At 59.2% G+C, this 17986-nt stretch carries 22 protein-coding genes and 3 tRNA genes; 20 read left to right on the forward strand and 5 right to left on the reverse strand.

Features of this window, described 5'->3' with window-relative positions; all coding sequences use genetic code 11:
• The first annotated feature begins 103 nt into the window (after window positions 1-103).
• Genes D7I37_RS16610 through D7I37_RS27070 form a run of 5 tightly spaced genes read left to right on the forward strand, consistent with a single transcriptional unit; the run spans window position 104 to window position 3891 of the window.
• Complete coding sequence (locus tag D7I37_RS16610; protein WP_095096924.1) at window positions 104-1051, forward strand: 4-hydroxyproline epimerase; 948 nt, start codon at window positions 104-106, stop codon at window positions 1049-1051.
• Window positions 1051-2175 (forward strand): FAD-binding oxidoreductase, encoded by a 1125-nt coding sequence (locus D7I37_RS16615; RefSeq protein ID WP_061798260.1) that lies wholly within the window; start codon window positions 1051-1053, stop codon window positions 2173-2175. Before D7I37_RS16610 ends, D7I37_RS16615 begins: the two co-directional genes overlap by 1 nt.
• Window positions 2172-2432, forward strand: coding sequence for a (2Fe-2S)-binding protein (locus D7I37_RS16620; RefSeq protein ID WP_061798261.1), 261 nt, complete (start codon window positions 2172-2174; stop codon window positions 2430-2432). The genes D7I37_RS16615 and D7I37_RS16620 overlap by 4 nt, the downstream gene beginning before the upstream one ends.
• Window positions 2425-3690, forward strand: coding sequence for an FAD/NAD(P)-binding oxidoreductase (locus D7I37_RS16625; RefSeq protein WP_095096930.1), 1266 nt, complete (start codon window positions 2425-2427; stop codon window positions 3688-3690). Before D7I37_RS16620 ends, D7I37_RS16625 begins: the two co-directional genes overlap by 8 nt.
• Window positions 3691-3735: 45 nt before the next feature.
• Entirely contained in the window at window positions 3736-3891 is a 156-nt protein-coding gene (locus tag D7I37_RS27070; RefSeq protein WP_165283108.1) for a hypothetical protein, read from the forward strand.
• A gap of 53 nt (window positions 3892-3944) precedes the next feature.
• Here the strand turns inward: D7I37_RS27070 and D7I37_RS16630 are convergent, their stop codons facing one another.
• The gene (locus D7I37_RS16630; RefSeq protein ID WP_061798263.1) at window positions 3945-4304 is read right to left on the reverse strand and encodes a hypothetical protein; all 360 of its coding nucleotides are present in this window, start codon (window positions 4302-4304) and stop codon (window positions 3945-3947) included.
• Window positions 4305-4479: 175 nt separating this feature from the next.
• On the opposite strand from D7I37_RS16630, the gene D7I37_RS16635 reads away from it, so the two are divergent.
• From D7I37_RS16635 to D7I37_RS16645, 3 genes are all read left to right on the forward strand, one after another.
• Window positions 4480-5178 (forward strand): extensin family protein, encoded by a 699-nt coding sequence (locus tag D7I37_RS16635; protein WP_129544016.1) that lies wholly within the window; start codon window positions 4480-4482, stop codon window positions 5176-5178.
• A gap of 244 nt (window positions 5179-5422) precedes the next feature.
• Complete coding sequence (locus D7I37_RS16640; RefSeq protein WP_083950374.1) at window positions 5423-5737, forward strand: hypothetical protein; 315 nt, start codon at window positions 5423-5425, stop codon at window positions 5735-5737.
• A 180-nt stretch (window positions 5738-5917) separates the two neighbouring features.
• Window positions 5918-6349 carry a hypothetical protein gene (locus tag D7I37_RS16645; protein WP_061798267.1) on the forward strand — a complete coding sequence of 144 codons (432 nt, stop codon included), beginning with the start codon at window positions 5918-5920 and terminating at the stop codon, window positions 6347-6349.
• Between the two features lie 19 nt (window positions 6350-6368).
• Here the strand turns inward: D7I37_RS16645 and D7I37_RS16650 are convergent, their stop codons facing one another.
• Together D7I37_RS16650 and D7I37_RS16655 are read right to left on the reverse strand one after the other, a co-directional pair.
• Complete coding sequence (locus D7I37_RS16650; RefSeq protein ID WP_095096932.1) at window positions 6369-6710, reverse strand: GlpM family protein; 342 nt, start codon at window positions 6708-6710, stop codon at window positions 6369-6371.
• 118 nt (window positions 6711-6828) lie between these two features.
• Window positions 6829-7053 carry a DUF2594 family protein gene (locus D7I37_RS16655; protein WP_061798269.1) on the reverse strand — a complete coding sequence of 75 codons (225 nt, stop codon included), beginning with the start codon at window positions 7051-7053 and terminating at the stop codon, window positions 6829-6831.
• A gap of 700 nt (window positions 7054-7753) precedes the next feature.
• Between D7I37_RS16655 and uvrY the strand changes: the two genes are divergently transcribed.
• The 8 genes from uvrY to D7I37_RS16695 all read left to right on the forward strand — a co-directional run bounded on the left by uvrY (window position 7754) and on the right by D7I37_RS16695 (window position 12332).
• Window positions 7754-8410 carry a UvrY/SirA/GacA family response regulator transcription factor gene (gene uvrY, locus D7I37_RS16660; RefSeq protein WP_061798271.1) on the forward strand — a complete coding sequence of 219 codons (657 nt, stop codon included), beginning with the start codon at window positions 7754-7756 and terminating at the stop codon, window positions 8408-8410.
• Complete coding sequence (uvrC, locus tag D7I37_RS16665) at window positions 8403-10235, forward strand: excinuclease ABC subunit UvrC (protein WP_061798272.1); 1833 nt, start codon at window positions 8403-8405, stop codon at window positions 10233-10235. Before uvrY ends, uvrC begins: the two co-directional genes overlap by 8 nt.
• A 58-nt stretch (window positions 10236-10293) precedes the next feature.
• The gene (pgsA, locus tag D7I37_RS16670; RefSeq protein ID WP_061798273.1) at window positions 10294-10842 is read left to right on the forward strand and encodes a CDP-diacylglycerol--glycerol-3-phosphate 3-phosphatidyltransferase; all 549 of its coding nucleotides are present in this window, start codon (window positions 10294-10296) and stop codon (window positions 10840-10842) included.
• A gap of 145 nt (window positions 10843-10987) precedes the next feature.
• A tRNA-Gly gene (locus D7I37_RS16675) sits at window positions 10988-11063 on the forward strand.
• Window positions 11064-11118: 55 nt separating this feature from the next.
• A tRNA-Cys gene (locus D7I37_RS16680) sits at window positions 11119-11192 on the forward strand.
• 10 nt (window positions 11193-11202) lie between these two features.
• Window positions 11203-11288 (forward strand) — tRNA-Leu (locus D7I37_RS16685).
• Window positions 11289-11525: 237 nt separating this feature from the next.
• Window positions 11526-11735 (forward strand): DUF2767 family protein, encoded by a 210-nt coding sequence (locus tag D7I37_RS16690; RefSeq protein WP_061798274.1) that lies wholly within the window; start codon window positions 11526-11528, stop codon window positions 11733-11735.
• Window positions 11736-11777: 42 nt separating this feature from the next.
• Window positions 11778-12332 (forward strand): hypothetical protein, encoded by a 555-nt coding sequence (locus D7I37_RS16695; protein WP_061798276.1) that lies wholly within the window; start codon window positions 11778-11780, stop codon window positions 12330-12332.
• 111 nt (window positions 12333-12443) lie between these two features.
• On the opposite strand, the gene D7I37_RS16700 is transcribed toward D7I37_RS16695, so the two are convergent.
• The gene (locus tag D7I37_RS16700; RefSeq protein WP_129544017.1) at window positions 12444-12713 is read right to left on the reverse strand and encodes a hypothetical protein; all 270 of its coding nucleotides are present in this window, start codon (window positions 12711-12713) and stop codon (window positions 12444-12446) included.
• 81 nt (window positions 12714-12794) lie between these two features.
• The gene (locus D7I37_RS16705) at window positions 12795-13943 is read right to left on the reverse strand and encodes a MurR/RpiR family transcriptional regulator (RefSeq protein ID WP_061798278.1); all 1149 of its coding nucleotides are present in this window, start codon (window positions 13941-13943) and stop codon (window positions 12795-12797) included.
• A gap of 400 nt (window positions 13944-14343) precedes the next feature.
• Between D7I37_RS16705 and D7I37_RS16710 the strand changes: the two genes are divergently transcribed.
• The 4 genes from D7I37_RS16710 to celB all read left to right on the forward strand — a co-directional run bounded on the left by D7I37_RS16710 (window position 14344) and on the right by celB (window position 17806).
• Window positions 14344-14649 carry a PTS sugar transporter subunit IIB gene (locus D7I37_RS16710; RefSeq protein WP_061798279.1) on the forward strand — a complete coding sequence of 102 codons (306 nt, stop codon included), beginning with the start codon at window positions 14344-14346 and terminating at the stop codon, window positions 14647-14649.
• 115 nt (window positions 14650-14764) lie between these two features.
• Window positions 14765-15088: a PTS lactose/cellobiose transporter subunit IIA gene (locus D7I37_RS16715; protein ID WP_061798280.1), complete on the forward strand. Its 324-nt coding sequence runs from the start codon at window positions 14765-14767 to the stop codon at window positions 15086-15088.
• Window positions 15081-16382 carry a 6-phospho-beta-glucosidase gene (locus D7I37_RS16720; RefSeq protein ID WP_095096941.1) on the forward strand — a complete coding sequence of 434 codons (1302 nt, stop codon included), beginning with the start codon at window positions 15081-15083 and terminating at the stop codon, window positions 16380-16382. The genes D7I37_RS16715 and D7I37_RS16720 overlap by 8 nt, the downstream gene beginning before the upstream one ends.
• A gap of 62 nt (window positions 16383-16444) precedes the next feature.
• Window positions 16445-17806 (forward strand): PTS cellobiose transporter subunit IIC, encoded by a 1362-nt coding sequence (gene celB, locus D7I37_RS16725; protein ID WP_061798376.1) that lies wholly within the window; start codon window positions 16445-16447, stop codon window positions 17804-17806.
• Window positions 17807-17986: the final 180 nt, after the last annotated feature.

Raw genomic sequence — 17986 nt, forward strand, 5'->3', positions numbered from 1 at the left:
TGCTGATTTCTTCATTCACCGCGCCGAAATGCATCAAGCCGCCGCGGGCGTATTCGTTCAGGCTAACGCCATTGGTAACATTTCGTTAACTCAGGAGATTCCGATGGCTCTTCCTTCGCAGATGACCGCCTTGCGGGCGATTGATTCCCATACCGGCGGGGAACCCACCCGCCTGATTATTGACGGGTTTCCCGATCTCGGCGCCGGCAGCATGGCCGAGCGAAAAGCGCGGTTTGCGCAGCATTACGACCGCTGGCGCAGCGCGGCGATCCTCGAGCCGCGCGGCAACGACGTGCTGGTGGGGGCGCTGTTGTGCCGTCCTTGTTCACCGCAGGCCACCGCCGGGGTGATTTTCTTCAATAACGCCGGCTATCTGGGCATGTGCGGCCACGGCACCATCGGGCTGGTGGCTTCGCTGGCGTATCTGGGCCGCATCGGCGCCGGGCTGCACCTGATTGAAACCCCGGTCGGCACGGTGAGCGCCACGCTGCATGACGACGGCAGCGTCACGGTGGAAAACGTGGCGGCATACCGTTACCGCCGGCAGGTTCAGGTTCAGGTCAGCGGTTATGGCCCGGTGGTGGGCGATATCGCCTGGGGCGGCAACTGGTTTTTCCTGATTGGCGAGACGCCGTTGGCTATCACTACGCAAAATCTGGACGCCCTGACCGCCTTCTGCTGGGCGGTCAGACAGGCGCTGGAACAGGCGGGGATTTGCGGCGAAGACGGCGGCGCGATCGACCATATCGAACTTTTCGCCGACGATGAGCGGGCCGACAGCCGCAATTTCGTGCTGTGTCCCGGCAAGGCTTACGATCGCTCGCCGTGCGGCACCGGCACCAGCGCCAAGCTGGCCTGCCTGGCGGCGGACGGCAAGCTGCAACCGGACGAGATCTGGCGGCAGGCCAGCGTGATCGGCAGCGAGTTTAGCGCCCACTACCGCCGCAGCGGCGACCGGGTGACGCCTTTTATCCGCGGGCAAGCCTATGTGTGCGCCGACAGCCGGCTGCTGCTGGATGAGCGGGATCCCTTTGTCTGGGGGATCCGCTGATGCCCGGCGGCCAATCGGCGGATGCGATTGTGGTGGGGGCCGGCATCATCGGCGCCGCCTGCGCCTGGCGGCTGGCGCAGGAAGGATACCGCGTGCGGGTGGTGGACGATCGGCGTGCCGGGGCGACCGCCGCCGGCATGGGGCACCTGGTTTGCATGGACGACAACCCCGCCGAGCTGGCGCTGAGCGCCTATTCGCTGCGGCTGTGGCGCGACGTGGTGGCGCGCATGCCGGCGCATTGCGCCTGGCGCGGCTGCGGCACGCTGTGGCTGGCGGAGCGGCCGGACGAAATGGCCATTGCCGAACTGAAACGCGCGCGCCTGGAGGAACAGGGCGTGGCGGCGGAAATGCTGAGCGCCGGCCAGATTGCCGAACGGGAACCGATGCTGCGCGCCGGTTTGGCCGGAGGGTTGCGGGTGGCGGGCGACGGCATCCTGTATGCGCCTAACGTGGCGCGTTGGCTGCTGGCGGACGGCGGCGCCGCGCTAACCGTGACCGGCGGCGAAGCGGTTGCGCTGGAGCAGGGGGCGGTGCGGCTGGCCGATGGCGAACGCCTGGCGGCGCCGGTGGTGGTGCTGGCCTGCGGGCTGCGGGCGGACAGTTTGCTGGAGCGGCCGCTGCTGAAGGCCAAGAAGGGGCACCTGGCGATCACCGATCGTTATCCGCCGCGGGTTCGGCATCAGCTGGTTGAATTGGGCTATGGCGCCAGCGCGCACGCCAGCGACGGCACTTCGGTGGCCTTTAACGTGCAGGCCCGGCCCACCGGCCAGCTGCTGATCGGCTCCTCCCGGCAGTTCGACGCTCCCGACGCCTCGCTGGACCCGCCGCTGCTGGCGGCGATGCTGGCGCGCGCGCAACATTTTTTACCCTCTCTGGCGCAGATGAACATTATCCGTTGCTGGACCGGCCTGCGCGCCGCTTCCGCCGATGGGCTGCCGCTGCTGGGGCCGCATCCGCGGCATCCCTGGCTGTGGTTGGCGTTGGGGCATGAGGGGCTGGGAGTGACAACCGCCCTGGGCAGCGCCGCCCTGATTGCGGCGCAGATCCGGCGACGGCGGCCGGAGATTGATGATACCCCCTATCTTGCGGCGCGCATGCTGACCGCCGGGGAGGCGACGGCATGAGCGAAAATCGCAAACTATTGACGCTGACAATCGACGGTGAACGCCGCCGCGTGCCGGCGGGCATCAGCGTGGCGGCGGCGCTTAACCTCAGCGGCCAGGACCGCTGTCGGCTGTCGGTCAACCAAAAACCGCGCGCGCCCTTTTGCGGCATGGGCATTTGCCAGGAATGCCGGGTGACGATCAACGGGCTGCGACGCCTGGCGTGCCAGACCCTGTGTCAGCCCGAGATGCGTATCGAGAGGATCGGCGATGAATGAAATTCACTGTGAGGTGCTGATTATCGGCGCAGGGCCGGCGGGGCTGGCGGCGGCGCGCGCGGCGGCGGAAAGCGGCCAGGCGGTGCGGTTGCTGGATGATAATCCGCACCCGGGCGGGCAAATTTGGCGCGACGGCCCGCAGGTGCGGCTGCCGGCGCTGGCGCGCGAGTATCGGCGCGCCGTTGAAGAACTGCCCAACGTGACGCTGCATCGCGGTTGCCGGCTGGTGGCGCAGCGCGGCCCAGGGCAATTGGTCTATGAGGATGCCGCCGGCTGCGGCGTCATCGGCTATCGGCGGCTGGTGCTGTGCTGCGGCGCGCGGGAGCTGCTGTTGCCCTTTCCGGGGTGGACGCTGCCGGGCGTGACCGGCGCCGGCGGGCTGCAGGCGCAGATCAAGCAGGGGGTACCGATCGCGGGCGAACGGGTGGCGATTGCCGGCAGCGGCCCTTTGCTGCTGGCGGTGACGGACAGCGTGGTGCGCGGCGGCGGCGAGGTGGTGTTGCTGGCGGAGCAGGCATCCGCGGCGCGCCTGGCGGCCTTCGCCGCCGGCCTGTGGCGCTGGCCGACGAAGCTGCGGCAGGCTTGCTCGCTGTTCAATCGCCGATACCGCAGCGGCAGCCACGTGCTGGAAGCGTTGGGTTCACGGCGGCTGGAAGCGGTGCGCGTCAGGCAGGGGAGCGGCGTCAGGACCATCGCTTGCGATCGTCTGGCCTGCGGTTTCGGGCTGGTGGCCAATATCGAGCCGGCGATGCTGCTGGGATGCCGCATTGTTGATGACGCCGTGGCTGTCGATGGTTGGCAGCGCACCAGCCTGCCGCAGGTCTATGCCGCCGGAGAATGCACCGGCGTTGGCGGCAGCGAGCTGTCGCTGGTCGAGGGCGCAATCGCCGGCTATGCCGCGGCCGGCGAAGAGCTACGGGCCGAGGCGCTGATGGCGCAACGCGATAAATGGCGGCGTTTCGCCGGCGCGGTGGCGCGAACCTTCAGGCTCGATCCGCAGCTGAACTCGCTGGCTACGCCCGAAACCCTGCTGTGTCGCTGTGAAGACGTGGCGATATCGCAGGTTGCCGGGCAACCGGACTGGGGGGCGGCGAAGCTGACCAGCCGCTGTGGCATGGGCGCTTGCCAGGGTAAAATTTGCGCTGCCGCCACGCGCCAGCTGTTCGGTTGGCCGCTGCCGACGCCGAGGGCGCCGTTAACGCCGGTGCGGACTGAAACCTTGGTTAGCCTGGGGCGAGGAGAGCGCGACGGCCAATAATGCTACACTCAGAGATAATGATTGGATGATTTAGGCGGTTGATGGATGACTAACGCACTGATTACGCTGGGGCTATGCCTGCTGTTGATACCGTTGCTGCTGTGGCTGGTTGGCCGGGCGCTGGCCTCGGCGAAGTATAGAAAACCGCAGGGGGACAAAGGCAAGCCTAAAACCGGCATGCCGCATGGCGACGATCAATAGCGGGCCGGAAAGCCCGAAGGCGGAGCCGGGCCTGGCTCCGCCTTCGGGCTGCATTACCACTGTGGCCAGTAGTAGGTTTTCTCGCGCCAGCCTTTGCCATACATGCAGGCCTCGATGGTGGCGTCTCGGGCGGCGGCGTTGCGATCGTTTTGCACCGTTTTAAACGACGGTTGCTTTTCATAGCGATAACCTGCCGGGCAGTCTTTCTTATTTTTTTCACAGCGCACATATTCGTCTTCATAGCCGAACTCAACGTCTCTCACCATATCGGGCGGAAAACGCTCATAGCCCCGGCTTCGGCATTCGGCATATTCAGCATCGCGGGTGCTGTTCACCGCGCCGGGTCTTTCCCATTGCGTGCAGGCGGTCAGCGTCAATATCGATAATACGATCAAAAAACGGCAGTTCTTCATGGTGTCCCTAACGATTCCTCTATCCATTATAAAACGGCTCTTGCTAGGAATATTCCTAGTCAATGGCCCGAAAGAGTGTAATAAACTGAGGGGTGAATTGGAAATGATAATAGTTCTTGTTTAACTGCGATTGAGGTCATGGCCGCGCGTTTCGCCGAGCATGTCAGGAGGGGAGATGGGGCGAATTATCCGAGCTGGCGCGGTATTGCTGGCGCTGTTGACGCTGTTTTTTTGGCTAAGCCGTTATTTTCCGCCCGGTTATCGGCCTTTTGCCGCGTTAAAGCTGAACGATCCGCCTACCTTGATAACCCGCATTAAGCTCAGACTGCTGGCCGGAGATCCCGCGGCCTGCATGCGAATCATAAACCAGGCGCGCGAAGCCGGGATGATCGCCTTCAGCCTGCCGGGCGACAGCCGCGGCGAATGCCCGCTGGTTGCGCCGGTGCGGGTGAGAAATTTCGGCGCGGTGCGCCTCAGCTCAAGTTTCCTGGCCAGTTGCCCGCTGGCGCTGAGCAGCGCCATGTGGGTGGCGCAGGTCGCCGCGCCGCAGGCGCAGCAGCAGTTTGGCGTTGGGTTGGCGCGCATTGACTATCTCGGCAGTTATGCCTGCCGCAATGTGTATCACCGGCCGGTAGGCCGGCGCAGCGAGCATGCCACGGCGGAGGCGCTGGACATCGCCGGCTTTCGTCTGGCCAACGGTCGTCGGCTTCGGGTGTTGAACGACTGGGCGTCGTCGGACGCGTCAGGTCGCTATTTGCGGACATTGTTTCAGGAAGGATGCGGGTTTTTCGGCAGTGCCCTGGGGCCGGAATATAACGCCGCGCACGCCAATCATTTTCATCTGGGCATGCGCGGCTATGGCGTCTGTCGCTGAGTTTTTTTTAGCTGAAAAGTGAAATTCATAATTAGGATATTTACCTATCGGCAATATTTTTATCTGGATTTATGCGTCATTTCTCCATTTTTCTATTTTAATCGGGCAAAATTTTATTTTTTATTTCTCGATAATTGCATATCGTATTGAGGTAATGAGTTTGCATTTTAATAGCGGTTTTTTTAGATTCAGCGCAGAACGATAGCGGTCATGATGATGCCAAAATGATAAAGGGAGTTTTATTTTGCAGGGGAAAAAGAAAACACCTGAAGGTAGTGACGCTTTATCTTCACTATCAGACGATTATGATCAAATGAAGCCGCTTTCCGAGGTAGGGGTCGCCCTGGGGTATGGGCGTACCCGTTTTTATCAATGGTGCCGCGGGCGTGGATTTCTGACGCCGATGAATGCCCCGTCTACAGAGATGATCAGTGCGGGATATATGGTCACGGCGCTGTTGGATACCGGATATTCGCGGGTGTACGTGACGCGAGATGGATTTAACTATGTCGTCAATCTCTTTGAGGCTGACATCAAAAACGGCATGGTAAAACTATGAGGTAAACATAAAAATACTATTTATTTCAAGGCGCTAAACACAGAATCTTCTTATCCTCATGCCGGGCAGCCCGGCCGAGAGTGGGAAGTTATCCTATTTTTCTCTCTCTGGCGGATGAGTGCTACAGGCGCGGGGTATTCTATTGCTACTATAAACGTTGGTTTTCCTCAGGAGCTCAGGATGAAGCATTACGCCGCGTTATTTCTTACTTCTGCTTTGTTGACGGGGTGCGCCACACAGGCCGTTCCGCCTCAGCAGGCCGAGTCGCCGCCGCCCAGCCGTTTGTTGCTGTACCAGAACACGCCGCAAACCCCCTACGCCAGCATTGTGGTGGTGCGTGATAGCGGCATGCTGGCGGGCAGCTGCCGTACCGGCGTTTATATTAACGGCGAGTTCGCCGCCTCTTTGGCCGCCAAGGAAAAAGCGACGTTCCGGGTACCGGTGGGCAATAACGAGGTGAGCATCGGACAGGATATGATCGAAAACAGCCTGTGCATCTGGCGCGACACCCGCGGCGCATTGCCGATGACGCTGCGCGCCGGGGAGAGCCGTTACTTCCGCGTAGCTGGCGATATGCAGCGCGGGTTCGTCCTGCAGGCCAGCCAGCCTTGATATGCTCGGCAAGGGGCATTCAGCGCCCTTGCCACCATCCCCACAGCGTGATCAGCAGCCATGCCGCCGCAATCCAGCACAGTACCGCCGCGGCCAACGCCAGTGACAAGCGCAGGCTGTTGAGCAAAAAATACAGCGATATCAAATACACCAGGTAGGGTAAAACCGCCCACATGCCAAAAATCAGCGTGGTTTTCAGCGCGGCGATCGAGCGTTCGTTGCCGACGATATAATGGGCGATTAGCGCAAAAGTGGGGAATAACGGCACCAGGCCGGCGATGTAATAATTGCGGGTTTTGGCCAGCACACCGATTAACACCACCACCAGAGCGCCGATCAGCGCTTTGAAAAGGATGCCCATAAGCCCCTCTGAAGTAAAAGAAAATACACTGCCCGAAAGCGCGGGCAAGATCAATCCTTGGCGAGAGGCCGGCAGAAAAAGCAGGTCTGCGGGGCGAGCAGACCTGCACTGCGGCGGATTATTGACGGTAGGCGTGTTTAATCTGCTGGATGCTGTTTTTGAAGATTTCAGCCTGGGTCGGGTCCTCGAGCTGAGCGATAAAGCGTTCCATGTTGATAATGACTTTCCCGGCGTCAGCCTGGCCGATCGATTTAAGGATCAGCGTCAGCGTGGCTTTAAGGCAGGCGACTTCGGTCGCCAAGATTTCCGGGTTTGCAGACGTAGTGAAGTCAACGTTGCTCATTTTCTCTCCTGATTTTTGAGGCCGAAGCCTGAAGCACAATGCATTTCGGTGCGCCTCCGCGGCGCGGCAGAACGGCCGGACGCGCGGAGGCGCATTTAACTGGGCGCGGAGTATAGCATAGCATGCGGCGCTCATCTGTACCGAGCGCACTGCCCGCCATGCCGGTGGGAAGGGGCCGGTATGGCGGGCGCAATAATGGCCGAGTTATTTTGATCGCGGTAATAAGTATTTACCCGAGGCGGCATTGTTAAACATCCCCGGTTATTTTAATTGGCATAGCGGCATTTTCTCCGCTTTTTCCGGAGTTTTCGCTGAATAATTGTTTTTTGGTGCGGCACTATACCGGTCTGTTGGCAGGGACCCTCGCGGTATTGTTGAATTTCAAAGGATTACAAAAGCCGGGCGCGCATGCTAATATTATTCCTGTTGCGCTTGCTTACACTGATTTTCCCTCCGTTGCGCGATTGCTGCAGTATCATATGTTGTCGGTCGCGGGGCGCGGTTATTTTTATCGTCTGATTCTCGCTATAGGGACGGTTTATCGGCGGCATAGACGGCTAAAATTGAAAAATCAGCTCTGCTCCGCAAAGTTAATCGGGAATATGTATTAATCTGTATTCATTCTTGGCTGAAAAACAAGTAATATCTCTGGCGAAAACAGAGGCTGATTGCGTTACTCCCTTTTTTTGGAGATTTTTCCTTGATTAGCGTTCTTCTTGTTGATGACCACGAACTGGTGCGCGCAGGGATACGACGCATTCTTGAAGATATCAAAGGTATAAAAGTTGTCGGAGAGGCTCAGTGCGGTGAAGACGCCGTAAAATGGTGCCGTGGCAACGCCGTTGACATCGTTTTGATGGATATGAATATGCCGGGCATTGGCGGGCTGGAAGCCACGCGCAAAATTGTGCGTTACGCGCCGGATGTCAAGGTCATCATGTTGACTATACACACAGAAAATCCACTGCCTGCCAAAGTGATGCAGGCGGGCGCCGCCGGTTACCTGAGCAAAGGGGCCGCGCCGCAAGAAGTGATCAACGCTTTGCGTTCGGTGCATGCCGGGCAGCGTTACATCGCGTCTGATATCGCCCAGCAGATGGCGTTGAGCCAGCTGGAGCCGCAGACCGAAACGCCGTTCAGCTGCCTGTCCGAGCGGGAGTTGCAGATCATGTTGATGATCACCAAGGGCAAAAAGGTTAATGAGATCTCGGAGCAGCTGAGTCTCAGCCCGAAAACGGTGAACAGTTATCGCTACCGGATGTTCAGCAAGCTGAATATCAGCGGCGATGTTGAGCTGACCCATCTGGCTATCCGACACGGATTGTTCAATGCGGAGACGTTGTTAAGCAGTGAGTGACCGTTTTGATGCCAAAGCTTTTCTCAGCACCGTAACCAGCCAGCCCGGCGTCTACCGTATGTATGACGCCACTGGCACGGTTATCTACGTCGGTAAAGCCAAAGACCTGAAAAAACGTCTCGCCAGCTACTTCCGCCAGCAGGTCGGCAGCCGCAAAACCGAGACGTTGGTCAAAAATATTGCGCAAATAGACGTAACTGTTACGCATACCGAAACAGAAGCGCTGTTGCTGGAACATAACTACATTAAGTTGTACCAGCCGCGATATAATGTTCTTTTACGTGACGATAAATCTTATCCGCTGATCTTCCTCAGTGCGGATAGCCATCCGCGGCTGGCGGTACACCGCGGCGCCAAACACGCCAAGGGCGAGTATTTCGGTCCTTTCCCCAATTCCTATGCCGTGCGCGAGACGCTGGCGCTGCTGCAGAAACTGTTCCCGATCCGCCAGTGCGAGAACAGCGTATACCGCAATCGCTCGCGCCCGTGTCTGCAATATCAGATTGGCCGCTGCCTGGGGCCCTGCGTAGCCGGGCTGGTGAGCGAAGAGGAGTACCGGCAACAGGTGGACTACGTGCGCCTGTTCCTGTCCGGCAAAGATCAGCAGGTGCTGCATCAGCTGATCGAGCGAATGGAAAACGCCAGCAAGCTGCTGAATTTCGAAGAGGCGGCGCGCATTCGCGATCAGATCCAGGCGGTACGGCGGGTGACCGAACGGCAGTTTGTTTCCGGCAACAGCGACGATCTGGACGTGATCGGCGTGGCGTTTGAGGCCGGCATGGCCTGCTTGCACGTACTGTTCATCCGTCAGGGCAAGGTGCTGGGCAGCCGCAGCTACTTCCCGAAGGTGCCGGGCGGCACGGATATGGGCGAGGTGGTGCAGACCTTCGTCGGCCAATTCTACCTGCAGGGCAGCCAGGCGCGCACGCTGCCGGCGGAGATCCTGTTGGATTTCAATCTGCCGGAAAAAGACCTGCTGGCGGAGTCGCTCTCCGAGCTGGCGGGGCGCAAGATTCAAATTCAGAGCAAGCCGCGCGGCGACCGCGCCCGCTACCTGAAGCTGGCGCGCACCAACGCGGCGACCGCGCTGACCACCAAGCTTTCGCAGCAGTCGACCATTCATCAACGGCTGGCGGAGTTGGCCAAGGTATTGAACCTTTCCGAGATCAACCGCATGGAATGTTTCGACATCAGCCATACGATGGGCGAGCAAACGGTCGCTTCCTGCGTGGTGTTCGACGGCAACGGGCCGCTGCGTTCAGAGTATCGGCGCTACAACATTACCGGCATTACCCCGGGCGATGATTACGCAGCGATGGCGCAGGTGTTGAAACGCCGCTATGGTAAGGCACTGGAAGAGAAAAAAATTCCGGACGTGATTTTTATCGACGGCGGCAAAGGGCAGCTAGGCATGGCGATCGAGGTGTTCAACGCGCTGAACGTCAGCTGGGATAAAAACAAGCCGCTGCTGATCGGCATCGCGAAAGGCGCCGATCGCAAGGCCGGGCTCGAGACGCTGTTCTTCGTGCCGGAAGGCGAGGGGATTTCGCTGCCGCCGGATTCGCCGGCGCTGCACGTGATCCAGCATATCCGCGATGATTCGCACAACCATGCGATCACCGGGCACCGCCAGAGAAGGGCAAAAGTAAGAAATACCAGCGCATTGGAGCTGATCGATGGCGTTGGACCAAAACGGCGACAGGTGCTGTTGAAGTATATGGGTGGACTTCAACCATTATTGAACGCCAGCGTTGAGGAAATTGCAAAAGTGCCGGGTATTTCACAAGCATTGGCAGAAAAGATCTACAATGCATTGAAACACTGAGGGCAATGTAGCAACATACTCTTAATTCCCACTCCAGCCAGATAGTTACCGTAGCATTATGCAATTGAATATACCGACGTGGCTTACCCTGTTTCGCGTAGTTCTGATCCCATTCTTTGTGCTGGCATTTTATCTGCCGTTCACCTGGGCTCCGATGGTTTGCGCCATCATCTTTGTGTTTGCTGCTGTAACCGACTGGTTTGACGGCTTTTTAGCCCGTCGCTGGAAGCAAACCACCCGCTTTGGGGCGTTCCTCGACCCGGTTGCGGACAAGGTGATGGTTGCCGTGGCGCTGGTGCTGGTGGCCGAGCACTACCACAGCTGGTGGATCACGCTGCCGGCGGCGACCATGATCGCCCGCGAAATTATCATCTCGTCGCTGCGCGAGTGGATGGCGGAGATCGGCAAGCGCAGCAGCGTGGCGGTATCGTGGATCGGCAAAGTGAAGACCATGGCGCAGATGATGTCGCTGGTCGGGCTGTTGTGGCGCCCCGATCGCTCCGTCGAGTACGTGTCGTTTGGCCTGCTGTACATCGCGGCGGTGCTGACTTTCTGGTCGATGTTCCAATATTTGAACGCTGCGCGAAACGATCTGCTTGAACCCTGATCAAAGCGCTGCAAAAATCGGCAAACGAACGTAATGAGCCAACAATTTTATTGACTCATTACGTCAGGTAAGTAGAATGCATCGCATCAGACGGCAGCGACGAATCGCCGAAAGATAGCAAAAAAATCAGTAAGTTCTGATTAACGCGGGAATAGCTCAGTTGGTAGAGCACGACCTTGCCAAGGTCGGGGTCGCGAGTTCGAGTCTCGTTTCCCGCTCCAAATTTAATGAAGCTGGTGTTTTCCGGCTTTAGCCTGAAAAGGCAAACAGAATTAAGGCGCGTTAACAAAGCGGTTATGTAGCGGATTGCAAATCCGTCTAGTCCGGTTCGACTCCGGAACGCGCCTCCAATTTTCCCGAGCCCGGGTGGTGAAATCGGTAGACACAAGGGATTTAAAATCCCTCGGCTTATGGCTGTGCGGGTTCAAGTCCCGCCCCGGGTACCAGGGAATAAAAATACCGAATAATCAAAGCAATAAGCAGTAATGTCGTGACCGCCGAGAGGCGGTTTTTTTGTGCCCGCAATTTCGTTCCACTCCTCCGGTGCTATTTTACGCCGTTCCGCGATTTGTTTGATTCCAGAGCCATTTTTTCATCCTTGTTGTGACAGCCGTCAACCGATCCCAGGCGAAATAGCGCATTCTGGTCTAGTATTTATCGGTAAAAAATTGACTGAGGTGGCTATGCATCCGAATAAACCCATTGAGTTTGACGAAGAGATTTGCCTGGTCATCGGCAGAGCGGTCCTGGAGGTGGTGAAGCTGGGCGGGGAAACCAGCGCGCCTGCGGTGATGGACGCCATCGAAGTGGCGGTGGAGCGCCCGGGAGTGACCGAGAGCGCGGTTGCGGCCGCTGACGACGCCCTGGACCTGATGGCCCGTCTGATACAATGATCCCGCAGGGGTTATCATCAATTACAAGGGAGAGGAACCCCCATGCAATGGTTTAATTTCAAGCGCAACACCGGCGGCGCCGCCAGGCAGACCGTGCCCCCACATTTGAATGCGGCCGAATATGCGCGACATTATGCGGACCAGTCGCAGTTCGGCTCGGCAGAATTCATGTCGCTGAGCGGAGAGATCTGTTGGGATGCGGTAGTGCTCTGCGCCCATAAATCCGGGGCCATCAGTCAGGCCAAATATAATCAGCTGTGGTATAAGGTGTTCGATAAGCAATATAAGCATTTCGTGAGCCCGGACGACACGGAAATAAGCACCATGGCTGATATGCTGCGTGCGCCGCAGGGGTGTTTCATTGGTTTTTTCTCGATGCGGGATGCCGCCGCACCGCGGCTTCTGCATGCGATGATCGGCACCGGAGCGGGATTCGCGGCCGGTAACAAGAATGCCTGTATCGGCGTTGGCGGCGCGGTCGGTTGGGAGAATCTTAACCTGGCGCGCGATTTGCGCTGGCAGCCGGATGGCGGATTTGTGCGCCCGGGCGATACTGAAGTGTTGCGGATCTTTTACCGCCCCTTCCCGGTTGGCTGAAAACAGCGGCCAGCGAATAAAAAACCGCCTTTCTGAACTGCACCCCAAAAGTTGGACACCCAACTGAGTAAGGTGCAGTTTTTTATGCCTGAAATTCGAGGGGCGATAAGGTTATTTAAAGCCGCCGTCGCGAATGAAATCGAGCCCGGCGGCGGTTATTTTGGTCTGGTGCGGGTCGATATCGTAATTATTTTCGTCGATGTCGCTCATCACGTAGGCCTGTATCAGTCCCTTGGCCTGCTGATAGGCGAAGGGGTCGGCGAAGGCGTGGGGACTGGTGGCGTCCTGCTTCCAATACTCGTAGGTTTTGGCGTCCAGCGTGCCGGGGTGGTTGGCGGCGAGCCGGGTTAAAATCTGATTGCAGAATACGTAGTCGGTCATTTTATCATCCTTATGCACGGCATCTGGCTGCGCTGCCAGTAAGTGTAGATGACTCTGCGCCACAGAGCGCCGCGCCGGCGATCAATCCGCCGCCTGCGCGTTCAGGCTCTCCGGCAACAGCTGCGCCAGCAGCAGATCGAGGGTCAGCATCAGCCCATAGCGCGCCGCGCTGCCGGTGCCGATCGGCAACAGGCTGTCCGTCAATCCGGCCAGCGTGCTGCCGGCGGGCGCAAGGGCGACGCTGTAGGCGCCGGTAGCGGCGGTCAGCCGGGCGGCATTGAGCAGGTCGCCGTTTTCGCCGCCGCCCGACAGCAAGATCACGCTTTGCAGCGCGCCGAGGGTGGAGGCGGTCATGCGCATCAACGCCGGATCCAGGCAGGCGAAGGCCGGGCAGCCCATGCCCACCAGGCGCTGCTGCAGGTCGTTGACATACAGCGTCATGCTGCCGACGCCAAAAATATGGACGCTTTTCGACTGGCTCAGGCGCTGGCAGACAGCGATCAGCGCGGCGTGATCCAGCGATTGCATCTGCTGATGCAGGGTGCTTTCCACATCGCCGAGCCGCTGCCGCCACAGGCGCGGCCCGCTGTCGTCGGCGGGCGGCGCGCCGTTCAGATAACGGGACCCCGCCACGCTGGCCTGCGCCAGCTTCATGCGCAAATCGCGGATGTCGTCGCAGCCCAGGGTTTTGGCGAAGCGGGTGATGGTGGCCGGGCTGACGGCGGCCTGGGCCGCCAGCTGTTCGATCGTGGCGGAGGAGGCGAAGGCGATATCGTCCAGGATGGTTTGCGCCACCTTGGCTTCCTGTTGGCTCAGCTGATTTTGCCGGGCGCGAATTTGGTAGACGATGTCGGCGATGTCTTCACAGCCGATGGATCGTGCGAAGCGGCTGAGGGTATCCGGGCTGACGCCCGGCAGCTTGCCGATGTCGGCGGCGGTGGCGAAGGCGACGTCCATGCCGCCCAGTACCGGCTGGGGCACGGCGGTGCCGTCGGCCGCCTGCGCCGCCGGCTGGGCGCGCATCAGGCCGATAAAATCGTTGAGATCCTGGCAACCGAGCGATTTGGCGAAGTGGCCGACGATCTCGGTGCTGACGCCGGCGCGCGCCGCCAGCTGTTCGATGGTGGCGGTGGCGGCAAAACCCGGGTTATCCAGCAGCGTGCGGGCTACTTTCGCTTCCTGCCGGCTGAACGGATTTTGTCGAAACTGGATGTGGTAAACGAGATCCATGACAGCGGTGTCCCTTGGTTACGCCAACCGGCGATCTTAGCCAAACTAGCCTGTTTTTCGTGCGGCATAAAGTCATAACCGACAGAATAAATTAATGAAAATAATTTTCAATCAGCCGGAGCCAAAAACCGCGACCTTCTCGCAATCTTTTTCGGATCCAAAGTATTTCTATGTTTTTAAAGGATAAATAGTTAACCGTAGCCACCGGCATAAAGATAATCCGATCATGGATCACAGTGTTGAAAAAAATTTTCACGAAACGTTTTCTTTAACCGATTGTTTTATATGATTTAAGTGAAAATCATAATTAAATCGTATGGAATCAAGGTATTTACAAGCGTGTTGCAGGGTTGTTTTATGTTTGTGCAGCCGACGTGGCTCACCACAGGGAGAATAAAACATGCAACGAATCGTCTTATGCTGCGCCGCAGGCATGTCTACCAGCATGCTGGTGCAAAAAATGAAAACCGAAGCGCAAAAGCGCGCGCTGGAGATCGAGATTGAAGCGGTGCCGGTGGCGGATTTTGAACGCGTGGTCGGGGAAGCGGATATCGTACTGCTGGGGCCGCAGGTGAAATACGAACATGCGCGGCTGTCGGCGTTGGCCGCACCCCTGGGCAAGACCGTGGAGGTGATCGATATGCTGGATTACGGCACCCTGCGCGGAGACAAGGTGCTGGATAAGGCGCTGGGCCTGCTGGCTTAAACCGTCATCGGCGGACTTCCCGCCGAATAATACAATTTATCGTTCGGCTGGCGGGTTATTTGATTAATTCGCCGCGGCATCGTTTTGCCTTGAATAAGCCGGCGGGGAGGAGCGAATGGATTTGGAAACCAGCGTTATGGAGCTGTTGGTGCAGGCCGGCAGCGCGCGCAGCGCATTGCTTGCGGGCCTGCAGCAGGCGCGCGGCGGCGACTTTAACGCCGCAGAGGCGTCGTTGGCCGAAGCGCGGGCGGCGATAGGCAGAGCGCACGGCATGCAGACCGCGCTGATTGGCATCGACCAGGGCGCGGGAAAAATACCGCTCAGCCTGATCGTGGTGCATGCGCAGGATCATTTGATGAACGCCATGCTGATTCAGGACCTGGCCACCGACATGATCGAACTTTATCGCCGTTCAACATCGGGAGCGAACCATGACTAAGATAGCGGTAATCGGCGGCGGCAGCAGCTATACGCCGGAACTGGTCGAAGGGCTGATCGCCCACTACCGGGAGGTGCCTCTGAGCGAGCTGGCGCTGGTGGACGTTGAGGCCGGTCGGGAGAAGGTGACGACCATCGCCGAACTGACCGAAAGAATGCTGAAACGCAGCGGGCTGGATCAGGTGAAAGTGTCGGTGCATTTTTCGCTGGAGCCGGCGATCCGCGGCGCGCAGTTCGTATTGACGCAGCTGCGGGTCGGGCAGCTGGCGGCGCGCGCCGCCGATGAACGGCTGGGGCTGAAATACCGGCGGCTGGGGCAGGAGACCACCGGCGTTGGCGGGTTCGCCAAGGCGCTGCGCACCATTCCGGTGATGCTGGAGGTGGCGCGGGTGGTGGAGGCGGTGGCGCCGGACGCCTGGATCATCAACTTCACCAACCCGGCGGGCATTGTCACCGAGGCGGTATCCCGTTACAGCAAGGCGAAGATTATCGGCCTGTGCAACGTGCCGATCACCATGCACCATATGATAGCCAATATGCTGAAGGCGCCCTTCGATCGGGTGGACCTGCGCTTCGCCGGGCTGAACCATATGGTGTGGGTCCATCAGGTGACGCAAAACGGCGTCGACGTGACCGCCGCGGTGCTGGAGATGCTGAGCAGCGGCGAAACGCTGTCGATGAACAACATCAAGGATTTGCCCTGGCCGCCGGCGTTCCTGCAGGCGCTGGGCGCCATTCCTTGCCCTTATCACCGCTATTTCTATCAGACCGCCGACATGCTGGAAGAGGAGCTGGAAGCCGCCGCCGCGCAGGGCACCCGCGCCGAACAGGTGATGAAGGTGGAGGCGGAGCTGTTCGAACTTTATGCCGATCCGGCGCTGGATAAAAAGCCGGAGCAGCTGAGCTTGCGCGGCGGCGCCTTTTATTCCGAGGTGGCGGTGGAGCTGCTCCGCGCCATTCACAACAACAGCGGTAAAGTTATGGTGGTCAACACCCGCAACAACGGCGCCATTCAGGGGTTGCCGGATGATGCGGTGATCGAAACCAACTGCGTGATCGACGCGCAGGGGGCGCATCCGCTGAGCTTCGGGCGATTGCCGCTGGCGATGAACGGCCTGACGCAGCAGGTGAAAGACTTCGAGCGGCTGACCATCGAGGCGGCGGTGCACGGCGATCGGCAAAGCGCGCTGTTGGCGCTGGTGGTGAACCCGCTGATCGGCGGCGCCGGCATCGCCGAGCCGTTGCTGGACGAGGTGTTGAGCCTGAATCGGGATTACTTGCCGCAGTTCAACTGAGCTGCGGCGCCATAATAACAATCGCACATGATGATAGCCGGCGCGGCCGGACGGGGGGAACGATGGCGGGACTCAATAGCATTCTGGAACGTTACGTATTGCCGACGGCGCTGAAGATTGCCGGGCAAAAACATATTCTGTCGGTGCGCGACGGCATTATTTTGAATATGCCGTTCATGTTGATCGGTTCGTTCTTTTTGATTTTCGCCTACCTGCCGATCCCCAGCTACGCCGGGCTGATGAGCGAGGTGTTCGGCGCGGCCTGGCGCGACAAGCTGCTGTACCCGGTCAAGGCGACCTACGACATCATGGCGATCATTTCCAGTTTCGGCATCGCCTACCGGCTGGCGGAGAAGTACCGCGGCATGGATCCGCTCAGCACCGGCGCGGTGTCGCTGGTGGCGTTTATCATGACCATTCCGCAGCATACGCTGTTCGCCCCGGTGAAGGGCGCGGCGGAACAGATTGTCAAAGGGGTGCTGCCGATGAACTTTATCGGCAGCCAGGGGCTGTTCGTGGCGATCGTGGTGGCGCTGCTGTCGACGGAGATCTACCGTTTCGTCCACAACCGCAATCTGGTGATCAACATGCCCGAAGGGGTGCCGCCGGCGGTGGCCAAATCGTTCCTGGCGCTGATCCCCGGTTTTTGCGTGCTGGCGGTGATCCTGATACTGCGCCTGATCGTCGAGGCGACGCCGTTTGGCGACATCAACACCATGATCGCCACGCTGATCGGCATCCCGATGCATCACGTCGGCGGCACCCTGCCGGGGATGATTTTCTCGGTGATCCTGATCGGGCTGCTGTGGACGCTGGGGCTGCACGGCGACGCCATCGTGCTGGTGTTTATCCAGCCGGTGTGGCTGGCCAACATGTCGGAAAACCTGGTGGCGTTCCAGAATAACCAGCCGATCCCGCACATCATTACCCAACAGTTTTATGATTTATGGATCGCGCCCGGCGGCACCGGCGCCTTGCTGGGGCTGGTGATCTTTATGCTGATCCGCAGCCGCAGCGCGCAAATGAAGCAGCTGGGCAAAATCGCCGCGCCGGGCTGCCTGTTCAATATCAGCGAGCCGATGGTGTTCGGCATTCCGCTGGTGATGAACCCGTATTTCTTCCTGCCGTTTATTTTAACGCCGGTGGTGCTGGTGATCGTCACCTACAGCGCGATGGCCACCGGGCTGGTGACGCCGCCGGTAGGGATTGCGCTGCCGTTCACCACGCCCATTTTCATCAGCGGCTATCTGGCGACCGGCGGCCATATTTCCGGCACGGTGATTCAGGTGGTTAACTTGCTGATCTCGATGGCAATCTACTATCCGTTCTTCCGCGCTTGGGACCGGCTGAAATACCGCGAAGAGCATCAGGCGGCGCAGGCGGCGGAGCCTGCCGTCAACGCAGAAAGCCCGGTATCGTCCTAACGGCAACCTCGCGGCGGCGGCGTTCCTGCAGCGCCGCCGCCGCGTTGCACATGACTTGTTACACTATAACAACGCTAAACCATTCCTTTTCGGCAACGCCCGGCCATATTGTCTGTCTGACATCCATTAATTAAACAGCAGGTGAGGGCATGGCTCTCAACAAGCTGTGTCAGCAATCGG

Source organism: Serratia sp. 1D1416 (genome assembly GCF_003641105.1).
Lineage (GTDB): Bacteria > Pseudomonadota > Gammaproteobacteria > Enterobacterales > Enterobacteriaceae > Serratia > Serratia ficaria.